General features: G+C 63.5%; 12 protein-coding genes. 5 read left to right on the top strand and 7 right to left on the bottom strand.

The annotated features are described in order from the left end of the window. Positions 1-99 precede the first annotated feature (99 nt). Entirely contained in the window at positions 100-1,434 is a 1,335-nt protein-coding gene (locus HWE17_RS09420) for a chloride channel protein (protein WP_176388600.1), read from the top strand. On the opposite strand, the gene HWE17_RS09415 is transcribed toward HWE17_RS09420, so the two are convergent. The 5 genes from HWE17_RS09415 to HWE17_RS09395 all read right to left on the bottom strand — a co-directional run bounded on the left by HWE17_RS09415 (position 1,424) and on the right by HWE17_RS09395 (position 6,605). Next, positions 1,424-1,918, bottom strand: coding sequence for a MarR family winged helix-turn-helix transcriptional regulator (locus tag HWE17_RS09415; protein ID WP_176388599.1), 495 nt, complete (start codon positions 1,916-1,918; stop codon positions 1,424-1,426). The two genes, HWE17_RS09420 and HWE17_RS09415, sit on opposite strands and share 11 nt — an antisense overlap. Before the next feature lie 79 nt (positions 1,919-1,997). Continuing rightward, positions 1,998-3,125, bottom strand: a complete 1,128-nt coding sequence (locus tag HWE17_RS09410) for a toxin-antitoxin system YwqK family antitoxin (protein WP_176388598.1) — start codon at positions 3,123-3,125, stop codon at positions 1,998-2,000. 143 nt (positions 3,126-3,268) lie between these two features. Continuing rightward, positions 3,269-5,104, bottom strand: coding sequence for a lipid A export permease/ATP-binding protein MsbA (gene msbA, locus HWE17_RS09405; RefSeq protein ID WP_176388597.1), 1,836 nt, complete (start codon positions 5,102-5,104; stop codon positions 3,269-3,271). Positions 5,105-5,212: 108 nt separating this feature from the next. Next, a complete protein-coding gene (locus tag HWE17_RS09400; RefSeq protein ID WP_099402560.1) occupies positions 5,213-5,596 on the bottom strand; it encodes a hypothetical protein in 384 nt (127 codons plus the stop codon). A 46-nt stretch (positions 5,597-5,642) separates the two neighbouring features. Then, the gene (locus tag HWE17_RS09395) at positions 5,643-6,605 is read right to left on the bottom strand and encodes a Dyp-type peroxidase (RefSeq protein ID WP_176388596.1); all 963 of its coding nucleotides are present in this window, start codon (positions 6,603-6,605) and stop codon (positions 5,643-5,645) included. A 171-nt stretch (positions 6,606-6,776) separates the two neighbouring features. Between HWE17_RS09395 and HWE17_RS09390 the strand changes: the two genes are divergently transcribed. After that, positions 6,777-8,198, top strand: a complete 1,422-nt coding sequence (locus HWE17_RS09390; protein WP_176388595.1) for a PLP-dependent aminotransferase family protein — start codon at positions 6,777-6,779, stop codon at positions 8,196-8,198. A 5-nt stretch (positions 8,199-8,203) separates the two neighbouring features. Here HWE17_RS09390 and moaA read toward each other — a convergent pair whose 3' ends face one another. Together moaA and HWE17_RS09380 are read right to left on the bottom strand one after the other, a co-directional pair. Further along, complete coding sequence (gene moaA, locus HWE17_RS09385; RefSeq protein WP_255206180.1) at positions 8,204-9,274, bottom strand: GTP 3',8-cyclase MoaA; 1,071 nt, start codon at positions 9,272-9,274, stop codon at positions 8,204-8,206. A gap of 115 nt (positions 9,275-9,389) precedes the next feature. Beyond that, a complete protein-coding gene (locus tag HWE17_RS09380; RefSeq protein WP_369681717.1) occupies positions 9,390-9,728 on the bottom strand; it encodes a helix-turn-helix domain-containing protein in 339 nt (112 codons plus the stop codon). 111 nt (positions 9,729-9,839) lie between these two features. Here HWE17_RS09380 and HWE17_RS09375 point away from each other — a divergent pair, with 111 nt between their 5' ends. Genes HWE17_RS09375 through HWE17_RS09365 form a run of 3 tightly spaced genes read left to right on the top strand, consistent with a single transcriptional unit; the run spans position 9,840 to position 14,556 of the window. Beyond that, positions 9,840-12,152: an FdhF/YdeP family oxidoreductase gene (locus HWE17_RS09375; RefSeq protein WP_176388593.1), complete on the top strand. Its 2,313-nt coding sequence runs from the start codon at positions 9,840-9,842 to the stop codon at positions 12,150-12,152. A 13-nt stretch (positions 12,153-12,165) separates the two neighbouring features. Continuing rightward, entirely contained in the window at positions 12,166-13,545 is a 1,380-nt protein-coding gene (locus HWE17_RS09370; RefSeq protein ID WP_099402555.1) for a cytochrome ubiquinol oxidase subunit I, read from the top strand. A 30-nt stretch (positions 13,546-13,575) separates the two neighbouring features. Next, complete coding sequence (locus HWE17_RS09365; RefSeq protein ID WP_176388592.1) at positions 13,576-14,556, top strand: cytochrome d ubiquinol oxidase subunit II; 981 nt, start codon at positions 13,576-13,578, stop codon at positions 14,554-14,556. Positions 14,557-14,561: the final 5 nt, after the last annotated feature.

Raw genomic sequence — 14,561 nt, 5'->3', positions numbered from 1 at the left:
AGCTGCAAAACTGCAAGCCATAAATACATTCGAACAAATACATCTATATAATGGCAAGTCTTCCCGACGCCCTGCGCGCCCCTTCCTGGACTTGCCGCGATGAAGCACTTGCACGATATTCCCTCTGCCTTCAAGCATGAATTTGCCAACCCGCGCCTGTGGTGGTCGCGCGCCGTCGTCGTCGGCATGGCCGCCATCGCGGGCCTCGTCGTCGTCGGTTTTACGTGGCTGGCGGAGGAAGCGCTGGACCTGTTCCTGTTTTTTAACGGCAAAGCCTGGTGGTTCGCCCTGCTGTGGACGCCGGCCTGCGCCGCCCTGCTGGTCTGGCTGACGCGCCGCTATGCGATGGGCGCGGCCGGCTCCGGCATCCCGCAAGTAATGGCGACACTGGATCCGGCCGTGGCGCCCGAGCAGCGCTCATTGTTTGTCTCGTTGAAACTCAGTGCCGCGAAAATCGTCCTGACGGCGGGCGGCTTGCTAGGGGGATTGTCGCTGGGGCGCGAAGGCCCGTCCGTGCAAATCGCCGCCGGCGTGATGCTGGCAGCGCGCCGGGCGCTGCCGCGCCACTCGCAAGTGAGCGCCCATTCGCTGCTGGTGGCCGGCGGCGCGGCCGGCATCGCGGCCGCCTTCAACACGCCGCTGGCCGGCGTCATGTTTGCCATCGAGGAACTCTCACGCTCGCCCGAGCAGCGCAACAGCGGCCTCATCGTGGCCGGCATCGTGCTGGCCGGCATGATGGCCGTGTCCATCCACGGCAACGCCACCCACTTCGGCATCATCCACCCCGGCCCCATCGGCCTGGCGCTGGCCTTGCCGGGTTTACTCGTCACCCTGATCGCGGGCGTGGCGGGCGGCCTGTTTGCGCGGCTGCTGCTGGCGTCCGCGAGGGGCAATCCGCTGGGAAAAATGTCCGCGTGGAGAAAGGGCCGGCCCGTGCTGTTCGCCGCCGTCTGCGGTGTGCTGGTGGCGGCCATCGGCATCGCCAGCCACGGCGCCACGTTCGGCAGCGGCACCGTGGCCACGCGCGCCATGCTGGAAGGCTCGTCCGACGTGGCGCCCGCTTTTGTCGCCTTCAAATATGTAGCGACGTGGCTGACTGTCTGGTCGGGCGTGCCGGCCGGCATTTTCGCGCCGTCCCTGGCCATCGGCGCCGGCATCGGCCACGATATCGCCGTGCTGCTGCACTACCCGCACGCGCCGGCCCTGATCGCGCTGGGCATGGTGGGTTTCCTGGCCGCCGCCACGCAGGCGCCATTGACGGCTTTTATTATTGTCATGGAAATGGTCGATGGCCACGGCATGGTGCTGAGCCTGATGGCCTGCGCCGTGGTGGCCAGCACGGTTTCGCGCGTACTGAGCGAACCGCTGTACGGGGCGCTGGCGCAGCTGCAATTGCAGCGGCTGCCGCAGGCCAGCAGGGAAACTACATCGTAAACGGAAACGGCTGCATGCCCGCCTGCCTGTCATCGGGAGCGACGACGGCCAGCAAGGCGCTCAAGCCCTGGTTCAGGTGCGCCAGGCTGTCGGGGTCCAGCTGAGCCAGCGCACTGGGCAGCAAGCCGCGCGCCGGCTGTGGCGCGCCAGCGATCACGGCCTGCCCCTCCGCCGTCAGGGTCAGGGTGACCACGCGCTGATCGGGCTGGTCGCGCGCCTTGCGCACATAGGCTTTCTTGACCAACGCCTCGACCAGGTTGCTGGCCGTCGTCTGGTGGATCGACATCTTGCTGGCCAGCTCGCCCATGCGCAGGCCCGGCCGCTCCAGCAATTCCTGCATCACCCACAATTGCGCGCCCGACACGCCGCATTGTTTCTCGATCTGCGCCGAGTGGCGCTGCGCCGCGCGCATGACGACACGCATGTTTTGCAAGGCCATGCCTTGCGCCCTGGCCAACGCCGAAACTTCCGCTTCCACCACCATTGCCTCCAGTTATCCCACCGGCTTCGCGCCTGCTGGCGGGCCGGAATCCCTGCATGATACCTGCAATGGCGGCGCGGAACTAACTGCTTGTTACGGGCTGACCGTCACGCCATACCTGCTCCAGCACCTGCTTGCCGGTCTGGTCCCACTGGCGCTCGATACCGTGCTTCTTGCCGTGCTCATACGGCACGATCTGCCGCAGGCTGCCATCGCTGTACCAGGTTTGCAGCAAGCCGTGGCGCTGGCCTTTGACGAATGGGGTCACGCTGGCGCGCACGCCGTTGGCATGCCAGTCCGTCGTATCGCCATGGTCGCGCCCCTGCGCGTCTTTCTGCCACGCAAACACGGGCCGGCCACTCGGTCCCCACGTTTGCAAGCTGAGCACGACACCTTTCTGGTACAGCGTTTTGTTCGACATGACGCCATTGCCATGGCTTTCAAACGACCAGCCATCGGGCTTGCCGTGCACCCACACGGTCCTGGCCAGCACACTGCCGTCCTCGGCATACGTGACAAACTCGCCCTCGCGCTTGCCATCGACGAACTGTCCCCGTTGGAACAGCTTGCCATCGGCATAAAACGATTCCTGCACGCCCTCCATCTGGCCATTGCGTTGATACGAGCGGCTGCTGACGGCCCCATTCGCGGCATACGACACATGCTCGCCATCGGCCATCTCGTCGCCGTGATACAAGGTGCGGCTCATCAGCTGGCCATTCTCGTGATACGTTTCCGAGATGCTGTCGCGCCCGTTCGGCAAGGCCGTCACCTTTTGCTTGACCTGGCCGTTTTCAAAGTACACGCAGCCGCCGAGCAACTCCTCCCCCTGGGCATTGAAGTAGGTTTCGCGCAGCAACTGGCCATTCTCGTAGTAATACTTGCGGAAACGCACGAACCTGACCTGGCTCAGGTCGAGGTCCGTGGTGTAGGTTTCAAAGGCCAGCACGCCCGGCGTGTCGGGAAATTCGAGCCGCACGTGCCAGGCGCCCAGCGCCTCGTCGCGTACGGGCGGCGTGCGCAGCGCATACACGGCGCGGCGTTGGTTGCTCGGCATGAAATTTTCATCCAGATACATGGCCTGGTCTTCCTCCTGTCGTGTGGGCGTTGGTTTTGGCGCCGCGGACTGCTCCTGTGCCGCCAGTGGCAGGGCTGCACCCATGCCCAGCGCGGCGGCCAGCAGCCAGCGCATCGTCTGTTGATTCTTCATGTTGCTCCATTGATCATATTGCTTTGCGGCCACCATCATAAAGGCAAGCGCCGTTCGCCATGGGCACGATTGCCGCCCCATGAAAAAAGGCCGGGACGAACCTGCTGATCCGGCTCCGGCCTGGCGGGTGCGCGTGCGCAGTTTCAGCCCAAGCCATCCTTGATGGGAGATAGCTGGCTCGCATGCAGGCGCGCATACGCGCCGCCCTGCCGCAGCAAGTCCGTGTGGCTGCCCGCTTCCACCAGGCGGCCACCCTGCATGACGACGATGCGGTCGGCACTTTCGATGGTCGACAGCCTGTGGGCGATGACGATGGTGGTGCGGTTGCGCATCAGCACTTCCAGCGCCGCCTGCACGGAACGCTCCGACTCCGTGTCCAGCGCGCTGGTCGCTTCGTCCAGCAGCAAAATCGGCGCGTCCTTGTACAGGGCGCGGGCGATCGCCAGGCGCTGGCGTTGTCCGCCCGACAGGCGCGAACCATTCTGCCCCGCCTGGGTGGCGTAGCCCTGCGGCAACTGCATGATGAAGTCGTGCGCATAGGCGGCGCGCGCCGATGCTTCGATTCTGTCCTGGTCCGGGGCCGGGTCGCCATACGCGATATTCGCCGCCATCGTGTCGTTGAACAAAATCACGTCCTGGCTGACGAGGGCGAACTGGCGCCGCAGGGCCAGCAGCGCGTAGTCGCGCAGGTCGACGCCGTCTAGCAGGATCTGGCCGCCGCTGACGTCGTAGAAGCGCGGCAGCAAGCCCAGCAAGGTTGTCTTGCCGCCGCCCGAGCCGCCCACCAGGGCCACCGTTTCGCCGGCGCGGATGTCGAGCGTGATGTCGTTCAAGGCCGTGGGCGCATCGGGATCGTCGCTGTTGTAGCGGAAGTGCACGTTCTGCAAGGACAGATTGCCCTGCACCGTGACGGGCGCGATGGCGCCCGGGTCCGGTTCCAGCGGCGTGTCGATCAGGCCGAAGACGGACTCGGCCGCCGCCAGGCCACGCTGCAGCGGTTCATTGATCTTCGTCAGATTCTTGATCGGCGACTGCATCGCCATCAGCGCGCCCATGAAGGCGACGAAGGCGCCCGGCGTGATGGCGCCGCTTTGCGCACGCAGCATGGCGAAATAAATCACGGACGAGAGGGTGATGCCGACGAGCATCATGATGAAGCCGGAATTCATGGCCGAGGTGGCCGCGTGCTTGACGGCCAGCTGGCGGTTGCGCTTGACCACGTCGACGAAGCGCGCCTGCTCATAATCCTGGCCGCCGAAGATTTTCACGACGCGCTGGCCGCCGATGCTTTCGTCGAGCACGGAGGTCAGCTCGCCCACGGCTTGCTGCGAACTCTTGCTCAGGTGGCGCATGCGGCGTCCCGCCAGGGTCACGACGATGGCCACGATGGGCATCGAGGCCATGCAGAACAGGGCCAGTTTCACGTCGATGCTGAACAGTAAAATCAAGTAGCCGACGGTGGCAACGGAATCGCGCACCATCACATTGAGCACGTTCAAGCCCGCCTGCGACACCTGGCTGGCGTCGAAGGCCACGCGCGACTGCGTCAGGCTGGTGGTGGTGGTATCGAAAAAGCGGCTGGGCAGGCGCATGATGGTGGCGAACATTTTTTCGCGCAAATCGGCCTGCACCCGGCTCGATAGCCACACGGAACCATAATCGCCGGCAAAGCTCGACATCATGCGCAGCACGGCCAGGCCCAGGATGGTGGCGGGAATCACCCACAAGTCCACCTGCCCCGCCTGTGCCGGCAAGAAACGGTCGACCCAGCCCTGCAGCATGCCCATCACGCCGGACGCGGGCGCCACCTGCGTGCTGGCCGTCGCGCGCATGGCGTCGACGACGTTTTGCAACTGACGGATTAACAACACATCGGTGGCGGACGCCACGCCCACGGCCAGCAAGGTGGCAGCAACGATGGCGCCATAGCGGCGAAACTGGCCGGCCAGGCGGAAGAACAGGAGGCGACTTTGCTGCATGCAGGTGAGAAAAGTGAGGGTAAAGCGTGATTCTAACCGCTGCCAGACTTACCTAGAGGAAAGTCGCACCTTGCCGGCACAGAACCGGCAAGGGAACTGCACGGGCAATCAGCTCTTCGCCACTTTCCACGCGCTCGTGCCAGCCTTGCAGACCTTCAGCTTGAGCGTCTGTTCCTGGCCCTTGGCGCTCAAGGCCACCTGCACCTTGCGGCAGGTTTGCGCCTCCGTCTTTTGCGTATCGCTGGCCGTGATCTCGGCGGCGATGCGCACGGAATTGCGCAAGCCTTCATTGCTCCACTGTACGGCTTCGCCATCTTGCTTGTCATTGAGCACGTCGGTGACGGCCTTGACGAAGACGGGCTTGTCGTTCTTGTTCAGATAGGCCATCGGCGTATCGGCCAGGAAACCCAGGCCGACGGCGGAAGCGGAAGCGCTGAAGACGACGCTGCCGAAGATCAGGGCGGACAGCAAGGTGGCGGGACGAATACGCATGAAAAACTCCTAGTGAAAGTAAAAATCGGAACCGCCGGGGCGGCCCTTAGCCGGGATCCGCCGGCGAAATACCCACGGCCAGCAAGGCGTCGATGCTGGGCACAAAATAGATCGCCGACGACAGCGCCGTGGAAAAATCCAGCAACCTGTCCGTCTTGGTGACGCCATCATAGCCTACGCCGTACATTTGCCGCAGCATGCCCATGGTCACCGTGATGTCCTTGCAGAAACCGACAAACATGACGCCCGCCTCGCCGGCATTGGCGTAATTGGCATTGCGGCGCACGATATCGACTTCCTCGCCATCGCGGATGAACTGGTTGCGGCCCACGTGGGAATCGACGGGCAGCGGCGACAATTCATGGCTGCCGGCCTTGGTGCGGCCCCATACCTGCTCGGCCGCGTGCACGGGCAAGGCGCGCAGGCGCTCCACGTCCATGCGCCATTTTTGCAGCAGCACGGTCGAACCGCCCGCGCCCGCCTCGCCGTCCGGAATGATGGCCACGCCGTTGGCGCGAAACGGATTCGGATTGGCGACGCCGTCGGCAAAGCCGTCGAAGGTCACATTATTATGATACGGAAAACACACCTGCTCGCTGGCCAGCTCGGCGAAGGGACTCAAAAGCGTGAGCGTCGTGCGCATGCTGTCGTACAGGGTGGCCGCGTTCGACTGCGTGATCCAGACCCAGAAATCGTGCTGCGTGGCCGGCGCCGTCTTGCCGCTGGCGCCCACCAGGTCCTGCGCAAACGATGCCATATTGTCCGGCACGCAGCCGGGGCAAGCGGCGCGCCACAGCTCGGGCTTGAATCCCAGCACCACATTGGCAGTGCCGCCCGTCAACTGATGGTGGCGGTTCAGCGTGGGATCGAGGATGCCCGTGACTTCGGATTCCCACAGCTTGCCCAGCAACTTGAACAACTGCCGCATATCGACGCCGGCCTTTACCTTGAACTGCAAATGCACTTCGTCGCGCGCGACGATCGACAACATGCTTTGTGGAATTGCCATAACCAATGTTCCTCTTTTTGTTTTCTATGTGGATCTTAAACCAGAAGTGCCGGATGGTAGTTTCATTTAGGCAACATGCTTTAGGCACATGCGATAACTGTAACTATAGGTAGTCATGAATTGGACGATAATGCAATGACGTAGAGCAAGAATAAGAATGGATACCATTGCATGAAATTGTATGAAAAGCTTGTCAGCGACATCGAGCAACTGGTGGACAAGGGCGTGCTCCTGCCAGGCGAACGCATTCCCTCGGTGCGCCAGACCAGCCAGCAGCACAAGCTGAGCATCACCACGGTGCTGCGCGCCTACGTCAAGCTGGAAGGCATGGGCGTGATCGAAAGCCGGCCCCAGTCCGGCTACTTCGTGCGTCCGCGCGCCAGCGATGCACAGAACGCCGGCCTGTGCATGCAGGCGTCGCACCCCAGCCCCGTGCCGGCGGAAGTGCACGTCAGCCGCCTGGTGCTGTCGACCTTGCGCTCGATCGGCTTGCATGACGCCATACCGCTGGGCTCGCCCTACCCCGACCCTTCGCTGTTTCCCTGGGAACGCATCAACCAGTATGCGGGCGCCGTGGCGCGCCGCAACCGCGTGTGGAACATGACGGATGACCTGCCGCCAGGCAACCCGCAGCTGATCCGCGAAATCGCCCGCCGCTACATGGAAAACGGTCTGGCCGTCGATCCCGATGAAATCATCGTCACCGTGGGCGCCACGGAAGCCATCAACCTGTGCCTGCAAGCCGTGGCCAAGCCGGGCGACACCATCGCCGTCGAGTCGCCCACCTTCTATGCCATGCTGATGGCCGTCGAACGGCTGGGCATGAAGGTGGTGGAAGTGTCCACCGATCCGTACGATGGCATCAGCATCGAAGCGCTGGCCGACATCATGGCCCAGCAACCGATCGCCGCCGTCATGGTGATGCCGAACTTCCAGAATCCGCTGGGTTTTCAAATGTCCGACCAGCGCAAGCGGGCCCTGGTACAACTGCTGGAACAGCACGACGTGCCCGCCATCGAAAACGGCGTCTACAACGAACTGTATTACGGCGACGCCCACCCGTCCTCGCTCAAGTCCTATGACCGCAAGGGCATGGTGCTGCACTGTTCCTCGTTTTCCAAGAGCCTCAGTTCCGCGCAGCGCGTGGGCTGGGCCCTGGCCGGGCGCTACCGGGGCAAGGTCGAGGAACTCAAATTCCTCAACACGCTGGCCACCTCCTCGTTTCCGCAGCTGGCCATCGCCGAATACCTGCAAAACGATGGCTACGAACAGCATCTGCGCCGCACCCGCAAGGCCTATGCCCAGCAAGCGCGCATCATGGCCGCCGCCGTGCAGCGCTTCTTTCCTGCTGGCACGAAAATCTCGCACCCGCAGGGCGGCTACGTGCTGTGGGTGGAATTGCCCGGCGACATAGACTCCATGCAGCTGTACCGGCGCGCGCTGGAATGCAAGATCACGGTGGGTCCGGGGCGCATGTTTTCCGTCAGCCAGGCCTACAAGCATTGCATCCGCCTCAACTACAGCTATCCGTGGAGCGTGGGTGTAGAACAGGCGATCATTCTGCTCGGCAAACTCATCACCGAATTTTTGTAGACCATTCACCCGCCCACCAGCGACATGCGCACGGTGGGATACTGCTTGCGCCCGCCAAGCTGGGCCAGTGCACCGCGCACTTCCGAGTAACGGTCGCCACGCCGCTGCCAGTGCTGGCGCAGCAGGGTTTCCAGCCCTTGCGCCGAGTCAAGCCGGGGCCGCAGGTCGAGGCCGTCGTGGGCGAACAAACAAGTAAACAGCTTGCCATCGGACGACACGCGCACCCTGCTGCAGTCGCCGCAGAACGGCTGCGACACGCTGGAAATGAAACCCACTTCGCCGCCGCCATCCAGGTAACTATAACGGCTGGCCGTCTCGTGCAGGACAGGCTTGCCTTCGCCCAGCGACACGAGGGGGAATTCGGCGGCGATCAGCGCGCGCGCCGCCTCGGACGTGACTACGTGCGTGCGCGACCAGGCGCCGATGCCGCCCACGTCCATGAATTCGATCAGGCGCAGGATCACGCCCGTGTGGCGGAAATGGCGCGCCAGCGGCACGATCTGACTGTCGTTGACGCCTTTCTGCACGACCATGTTGACCTTTACGGGGTGCAAGCCCACAGCTTGCGCCACCGCTATGCCGTGCAGCACTTTCTCTACGGGAAAGTCGACACCATTCATGCGCTGGAAAATGCCGTTATCGAGACTGTCGAGGCTGACGGTGACGCGGTCCAGGCCTGCATCCTTCAGCGAGCGCGCCTTGGCCGCCAGCAAGCTGCCATTCGTCGTCAGCGCGATGCTCACGGCGCGCCCGTCCGGCGTGGTGAGCTTCGCCAGCGTCTCGATCAGCTGCTCCAGGTTCTTGCGCAGCAGCGGCTCGCCGCCCGTGATGCGGATTTTATCCACGCCCAGACGCACGAAGGCGCGCGCCAGCGTTTCGATCTGCGCGAAGGACAGGCGCTCGCTGGAGGGAAGAAACGGGTAATCGCTGGGGTACAGCTCGGCCGGCATGCAATAGGTGCAGCGGAAGTTGCACTGGTCGATGACGGAAATGCGCAAGTCCGTCAGGGGGCGGCCCAGCATGTCCACGCAGGGTTCACTATAGTCTGGCTGCCAGGTGGCTGGCTGCGGATACATGATGGTGTTCATTGTGCTTCCCCCTTGATTGCGTTCGTCTGGAAGTAGCATAGGACGAATGCAGACACTCAATGAGGTACAGTCCGGCGCCAGCCGATAGAGTACAGATTCGGCTTTACTCTGCTGGCGGTGGTGCGAACATGCTGGCGCACAGCTCGGCGCCCGCCGCGCTGAGCAGCGCGCTGCCACCGCCGTTCTCCGCCGTGGCAACTGTCACCAGTCCCGCGCTCGACAGCGCATTGAGCTGGCGCAGCAAAGTGCTCATCTGTACTCCTGCCCGCTTGGCCAGCTTGGCCAGCGACCACGGTTTGCCGGGCGCCTCCTGCCGCGCTTGCCACAGCAGCGCCAACAGCGCGATCAGCGCCGCGTCGACTCCCACTTCCTTGTCTTCCTTGTGCATGTTTTTCTCCTTGTCCACATCATAAATCACGGCCGGCGCCAGCGCGACCGGCATCGTCGTCTTGCCATCTGTACTCTGTTTTTTTAGCCGGAACTGTGCGCCTACGGGGCAAGCCGCCGCCCCTACCATGTGATTGTCCCATCGCATATCACCAGGAGAGTCATCATGAGCAAGCCAAAGTCCGACGCGCGCATCGCGCCCTACACCCATGCCGCGGCCGGTTGGGGTGCCCTCAAGTACGTGGCCATCAATCTGTTCAAGGAAAAAGTCAGCGCGGGCAATTACCGCTCGCTGTTCGAGCAAAACCAGCCCGACGGTTTCGACTGTCCCGGCTGCGCCTGGCCCGACCGCGAACACGCGTCGACGTTCGAATTCTGCGAAAACGGCGTCAAGGCCGTGGCCGCCGAATCGACGAGCAAGCGCGTGCGCCCCGAGTTTTTCCAGGAACACACGGTCACCGAATTGATGGAGCAGTCGGACTATGATCTGGAACAACATGGCCGTTTGACGGACCCCATGGTGTACGACTCTGCCAGCGACAAATACCAGGCCATTTCCTGGGACGACGCCTTCGCCCTCGTGGCGCACCACTTGCACGCGCTGGACGACCCGAACCAGGCCGCCTTCTATACGTCTGGCCGCGCCAGCAACGAAGCCGCCTTCCTGTATCAGCTGTTCGTGCGCGCCTACGGCACCAACAATTTCCCCGATTGCTCCAACCTGTGCCACGAAGCGACCAGCCGCGGCTTGCCGGAAACGGTCGGCATCGGCAAGGGCACGGTGCTGCTGGACGACTTCGAACATGCGGACACCCTGCTGCTGTTCGGCCAGAACCCGGCCACCAACCACCCGCGCATGCTGGGAGAATTGCGCGAAGCGTCGCGCCGTGGCGCCACCATCGTCTCCATCAACCCATTGCACGAACGGGGCCTGGAGCGCTTCACGAGCCCGCAGCATCCGCTGGAAATGCTCACGGGCGGCAGCACCAACATCTGTTCGCTGTTCATCTGCCCCACTCTGGGCGGCGACTTCGCGCTGATCAAGGCCATGGCCAAGCGCGTCGTCGAGCTCGATGACGAGGCCATCACCCACGGCCAGGAGCGCGTGCTCGACTGCGCCTTCATCGCCGAACACACGGCAGGCTTCGAGGCCTTCGCCGCCGACCTGCGCGCCGAAAGCTGGGACTTGCTGCTGGCCGAATCGGGCGTGGCGCGCGACAAGATCGAGGAACTGACGCAGATCTATGTGAAGGGCAAGGCCGTCATCGCCACCTGGGGCATGGGCGTGACGCAGCACAAGAATTCGCTGGCCACCGTGCAAATCCTGTCGAACTTGATGATGATGCGCGGCAATATCGGCAAGCGCGGCGCGGGCCTGTGTCCCGTGCGCGGCCACTCGAACGTGCAGGGCGACCGCACCATGGGCATCGAGGAACAGCCGACCAAGGAATTCCTCGACCGCCTGGGTCTGGTCTTCAACTTCGAGCCGCCGCGCCACCACGGCTATGACGCCGTCGGCACGATAGCAGCCATGCTGGAAAAGAAAGTCAAAGTGTTTGTCGCGCTCGGTGGCAATTTCTCGATGGCCACGCCGGACACGCCGCGCACCTGGGGCGCGCTGCGCTCGTGCGACCTGACCGTGCACATCGCCACCAAACTCAACCGCAGCCATCTGGTACATGGCAAGGATGCGCTGATCCTGCCGACCCTGGGACGCACGGAAATCGACGTGCAGCAAGGCGTGGCGCAAGGCGTGACGGTGGAAGATTCGATGAGCATGGTGCACATCTCGTTCGGCATGAACCAGCCCGCCTCGCCCAATCTGCGTTCGGAAATCGCCATCGTGGCCGGCATGGCGCAAGCGACCGTGGGCAGCGAAAAGATCGACTGGCTGCGCTTTTCCGGCAACTATGCGCTGCTGCGCGATTCCATCGAGCAAGTTTTTGACGACTTTTTCGACTACAACTTGCGCATAGCCAAGCCGGGCGGCTTCCACCTGAAAATCGCCTCGCGCGAACGCGTGTGGAAGACGGAAAGCGGCAAGGCGCAATTCCTCGTCAACGCCGTGGAACTGGACACGCCGATCCACCGTGCGCGCCAGCAATATGGCGAGCGCCTGATGGTGCTGATGACCACGCGTTCGCACGACCAGTACAACACGACGATCTACGCCATGGACGACCGCTACCGTGGCGTGTTCGGCCAGCGCCGCGTGGTCTTCATCAACAAGAATGACCTGGCCATGCTGGGCTTTGCGGCCGGCGACTGGGTCGACCTGATCGGCGTATGGCATGACGGCATCGAACGCCGCGCCGACCGCTTCCTGCTGGTCGAGTACGACATCCCGCGCGGCTGTATCGGCGCCTACTACCCGGAAACCAATCCGCTGGTGCCGCTCGACAGCGTGGGCGAAGGCTCGCGCACGCCGACCTTCAAATCCATCCCCGTGCTGCTGTCACCTTCCGCCGCCCTCAGCTGATCAGGAGAACGCCATGTTCGGTTTCGATACCCTGGACCTGTCGCGCGCGCAATTTGCGATGACGGCCATCTTCCACATCCTGTGGCCCATATTGACGATCAGCCTGTCGCTGTTCCTGTTTGTCGTCGAGGCGCTGTGGCTGCGCACCAGCGACCCCGTCTACTACCGCCACGCGCGCTTCTGGAGCAAGCTGCTGGTGCTGAACTTTGCCGTCGGCGTCGTCAGCGGCATTCCCCTGGAATTCCAGTTCGGCACCAACTGGGCGCCGTTCTCGCACCATTCCGGCCAGTTTATCGGCAACATCCTCGGCTTCGAAGGCGCCATGGCCTTCATGCTGGAAGCGGGCTTCATCGGCGTCATGATGTTCGGCTGGGGCCGCGTACCGAAAGGCGTGCACCTGTTTGCCACCGGCATGGTGGCGCTCGGTTCCAGCATTTCCTCGTTCTGGATCATGGTCGCCAATTCCTGGATGCAGACGCCGGCCGGCGTGCGCGTGGTCGACGGCAAGATCATCGTCACCGATTACGTGGCCGCCATCTTCAATCCCGACATGGCCTGGGCCGTGGGCCACATGTGGGTGGCCGCCGTGGAAACGGGCCTGTTCGTCATCGCCGGCATTTCCGCCTGGTATATGTTCAAGCGCCGCGAGCCGGCCTTCTTCGCCCGCTCATTCAAGCTGGCGCTGATGCTGCTGCTGGTCATTGCACCGTTGCAAGTGTGGCTCGGCGATTCGAGCGGCGTCGACGTCTTCAAGACCCAGCCCGCCAAGGGCGCGGCCATCGAAGGCCACTGGCACACGAATCCCGATGGCGAAGGCGCGGCCTGGTCCCTGCTGGCCTGGCCCAACCAGGCGGAGCAAAAGAATGACTGGTCCATCGAAGTGCCCGGCATGCTCAGCGTGATCGCCACGCATAGCGCCACGGGCAAGATCACGGGCCTGGCCGACATCGCCCGCGAAGACCAGCCGCCCATGCTGCCGCTGCTGTACTACGCCTTCCGCGCCATGGCCGGCATCGGCATGTGGTTCGTGCTGCTGTCGTTCTGGACCTTCGTGGCCTGGCGCAAGGTAGGCGGCCGGGTGGAAGAGTTCGTGCGCAATCGCAAGTTGCTGCTGGCCTGGGTGCTGACGATACCGTTGCCCTATATCGCCGTCGAGTGCGGCTGGATCGTGCGCGAAGTGGGACGCCAGCCGTGGGTCGTGTACGGCTTGCTGCGCACGCGCGACGCCGTCTCCGACGTGGCGGCCCATGCCGTGGCCGGCAGCATGCTGATGTTCTTCGTGTTTTACATCGTGCTGTTTGTCACTTTCTTTGTATTTGCCAAGAAATGGCTGCAACAAGGCCCGGATGTGGCGCTGCCGCTGCCGGACGCTGCCCATGCCGCGGGGTACTGAAGTGCGCCCCTACCAATCAAGGAGTTTGTAATGGATATCAATTCGCATGCCATGCTGGGCAATGCCTGGTTCGGCCTGATCGGCCTGATGCTGATCTTTTACGTGGTCACGGACGGCTTCGACCTGGGCGTGGGCATCCTCAGCCTGTTCACCCGCCGCGAGCAGGAACGCAACCTGATCTTCCAGTCCATCGAGCACGTGTGGGACGCCAACGAAACCTGGCTGGTGGTGGTGGGCGGCGCCCTGTTCGGCGCCTTCCCCAGCGCCTACGCCACCTTGCTGGAACAGCTGTACATTCCCATCATGCTGCTGATCGCCAGCCTGATCATGCGCGGCGCCTCGATCGAGTTCCGCCATGCGGCCGGCAACAAGCGCCTGTGGGACCTGATCTTCGGCGTGGGCAGCCTGCTGGCCGCCGTGGCGCAAGGCGTGGTGCTGGGCGAGGTCATCACGGGCTTGCAGCCGGGCCCGCTGAGTGCGGTCTTCACGGCCTGCACGGCACTGGGCGTGGTCGCCGGCTATTGCCTCCTGGGCAGCACTTACCTGATCAAGAAGACGGGCGGCCAGCTGGAAGCGGCGGCGCGCCGCTATGCGACGGCCAGCGTGCTGGCGACGGTCGCGGCCGCCATCGTGCTGTCGGCCGGCACCATGGTCTTCAGCGCCATCGGCCACGACCGCTGGGCGCAGCCGGGCGTGTTCGGCGTGCTGCTGGCCCTGGCCGCCATCGCCGCCAGCGCTTTTATTTACATCCTGTGGGCCGTGCACGTGAACGGCGTGCGCGGACCGTTCCGCGGCGCCATCGTGCTGTTCCTGGCCTCGTTCGCGGGCCTGGCCATCAGCTTCTTCCCCGACCTCGTGCCGGGCAAGCTGAGCATCGCGGCGGCCGCCTCGGATGAGCCGACCCTGATCTTCATGCTGATCGGCATGGGTTCCATGCTGCCGATCATGATCGGCTACAACCTGTTCCAATACTACGTCTTCGAGGGCAAAGTCGTGCCCCGGAAACATTAACCGGC

Source organism: Janthinobacterium sp. BJB401 (assembly GCF_013372745.1).
GTDB lineage: Bacteria > Pseudomonadota > Gammaproteobacteria > Burkholderiales > Burkholderiaceae_D > Janthinobacterium > Janthinobacterium rivuli.
The sequence above is the reverse complement of the archived record's forward strand: the minus strand, read 5'-3'. Positions and strand labels throughout refer to the sequence as shown.

What these genes read in the sequence shown, in the direction of transcription:
- HWE17_RS09415 (WP_176388599.1), bottom strand. Translation starts at nt 1,918, where the DNA reads ATGGTGGTGGAAGCGGAAGTTTCGGCGTTGGCCAGGGCGCAAGGCATG.
- HWE17_RS09410 (WP_176388598.1), bottom strand. Translation starts at nt 3,125, where the DNA reads ATGAAGAATCAACAGACGATGCGCTGGCTGCTGGCCGCCGCGCTGGGC.
- HWE17_RS09370 (WP_099402555.1), top strand. Translation starts at nt 12,166, where the DNA reads ATGTTCGGTTTCGATACCCTGGACCTGTCGCGCGCGCAATTTGCGATG.
- msbA (WP_176388597.1), bottom strand. Translation starts at nt 5,104, where the DNA reads ATGCAGCAAAGTCGCCTCCTGTTCTTCCGCCTGGCCGGCCAGTTTCGC.
- HWE17_RS09375 (WP_176388593.1), top strand. Translation starts at nt 9,840, where the DNA reads ATGAGCAAGCCAAAGTCCGACGCGCGCATCGCGCCCTACACCCATGCC.
- HWE17_RS09380 (WP_369681717.1), bottom strand. Translation starts at nt 9,728, where the DNA reads ATGCCGGTCGCGCTGGCGCCGGCCGTGATTTATGATGTGGACAAGGAG.
- HWE17_RS09390 (WP_176388595.1), top strand. Translation starts at nt 6,777, where the DNA reads ATGAAATTGTATGAAAAGCTTGTCAGCGACATCGAGCAACTGGTGGAC.
- HWE17_RS09395 (WP_176388596.1), bottom strand. Translation starts at nt 6,605, where the DNA reads ATGGCAATTCCACAAAGCATGTTGTCGATCGTCGCGCGCGACGAAGTG.
- HWE17_RS09365 (WP_176388592.1), top strand. Translation starts at nt 13,576, where the DNA reads ATGGATATCAATTCGCATGCCATGCTGGGCAATGCCTGGTTCGGCCTG.
- HWE17_RS09420 (WP_176388600.1), top strand. Translation starts at nt 100, where the DNA reads ATGAAGCACTTGCACGATATTCCCTCTGCCTTCAAGCATGAATTTGCC.
- HWE17_RS09400 (WP_099402560.1), bottom strand. Translation starts at nt 5,596, where the DNA reads ATGCGTATTCGTCCCGCCACCTTGCTGTCCGCCCTGATCTTCGGCAGC.
- moaA (WP_255206180.1), bottom strand. Translation starts at nt 9,274, where the DNA reads ATGTATCCGCAGCCAGCCACCTGGCAGCCAGACTATAGTGAACCCTGC.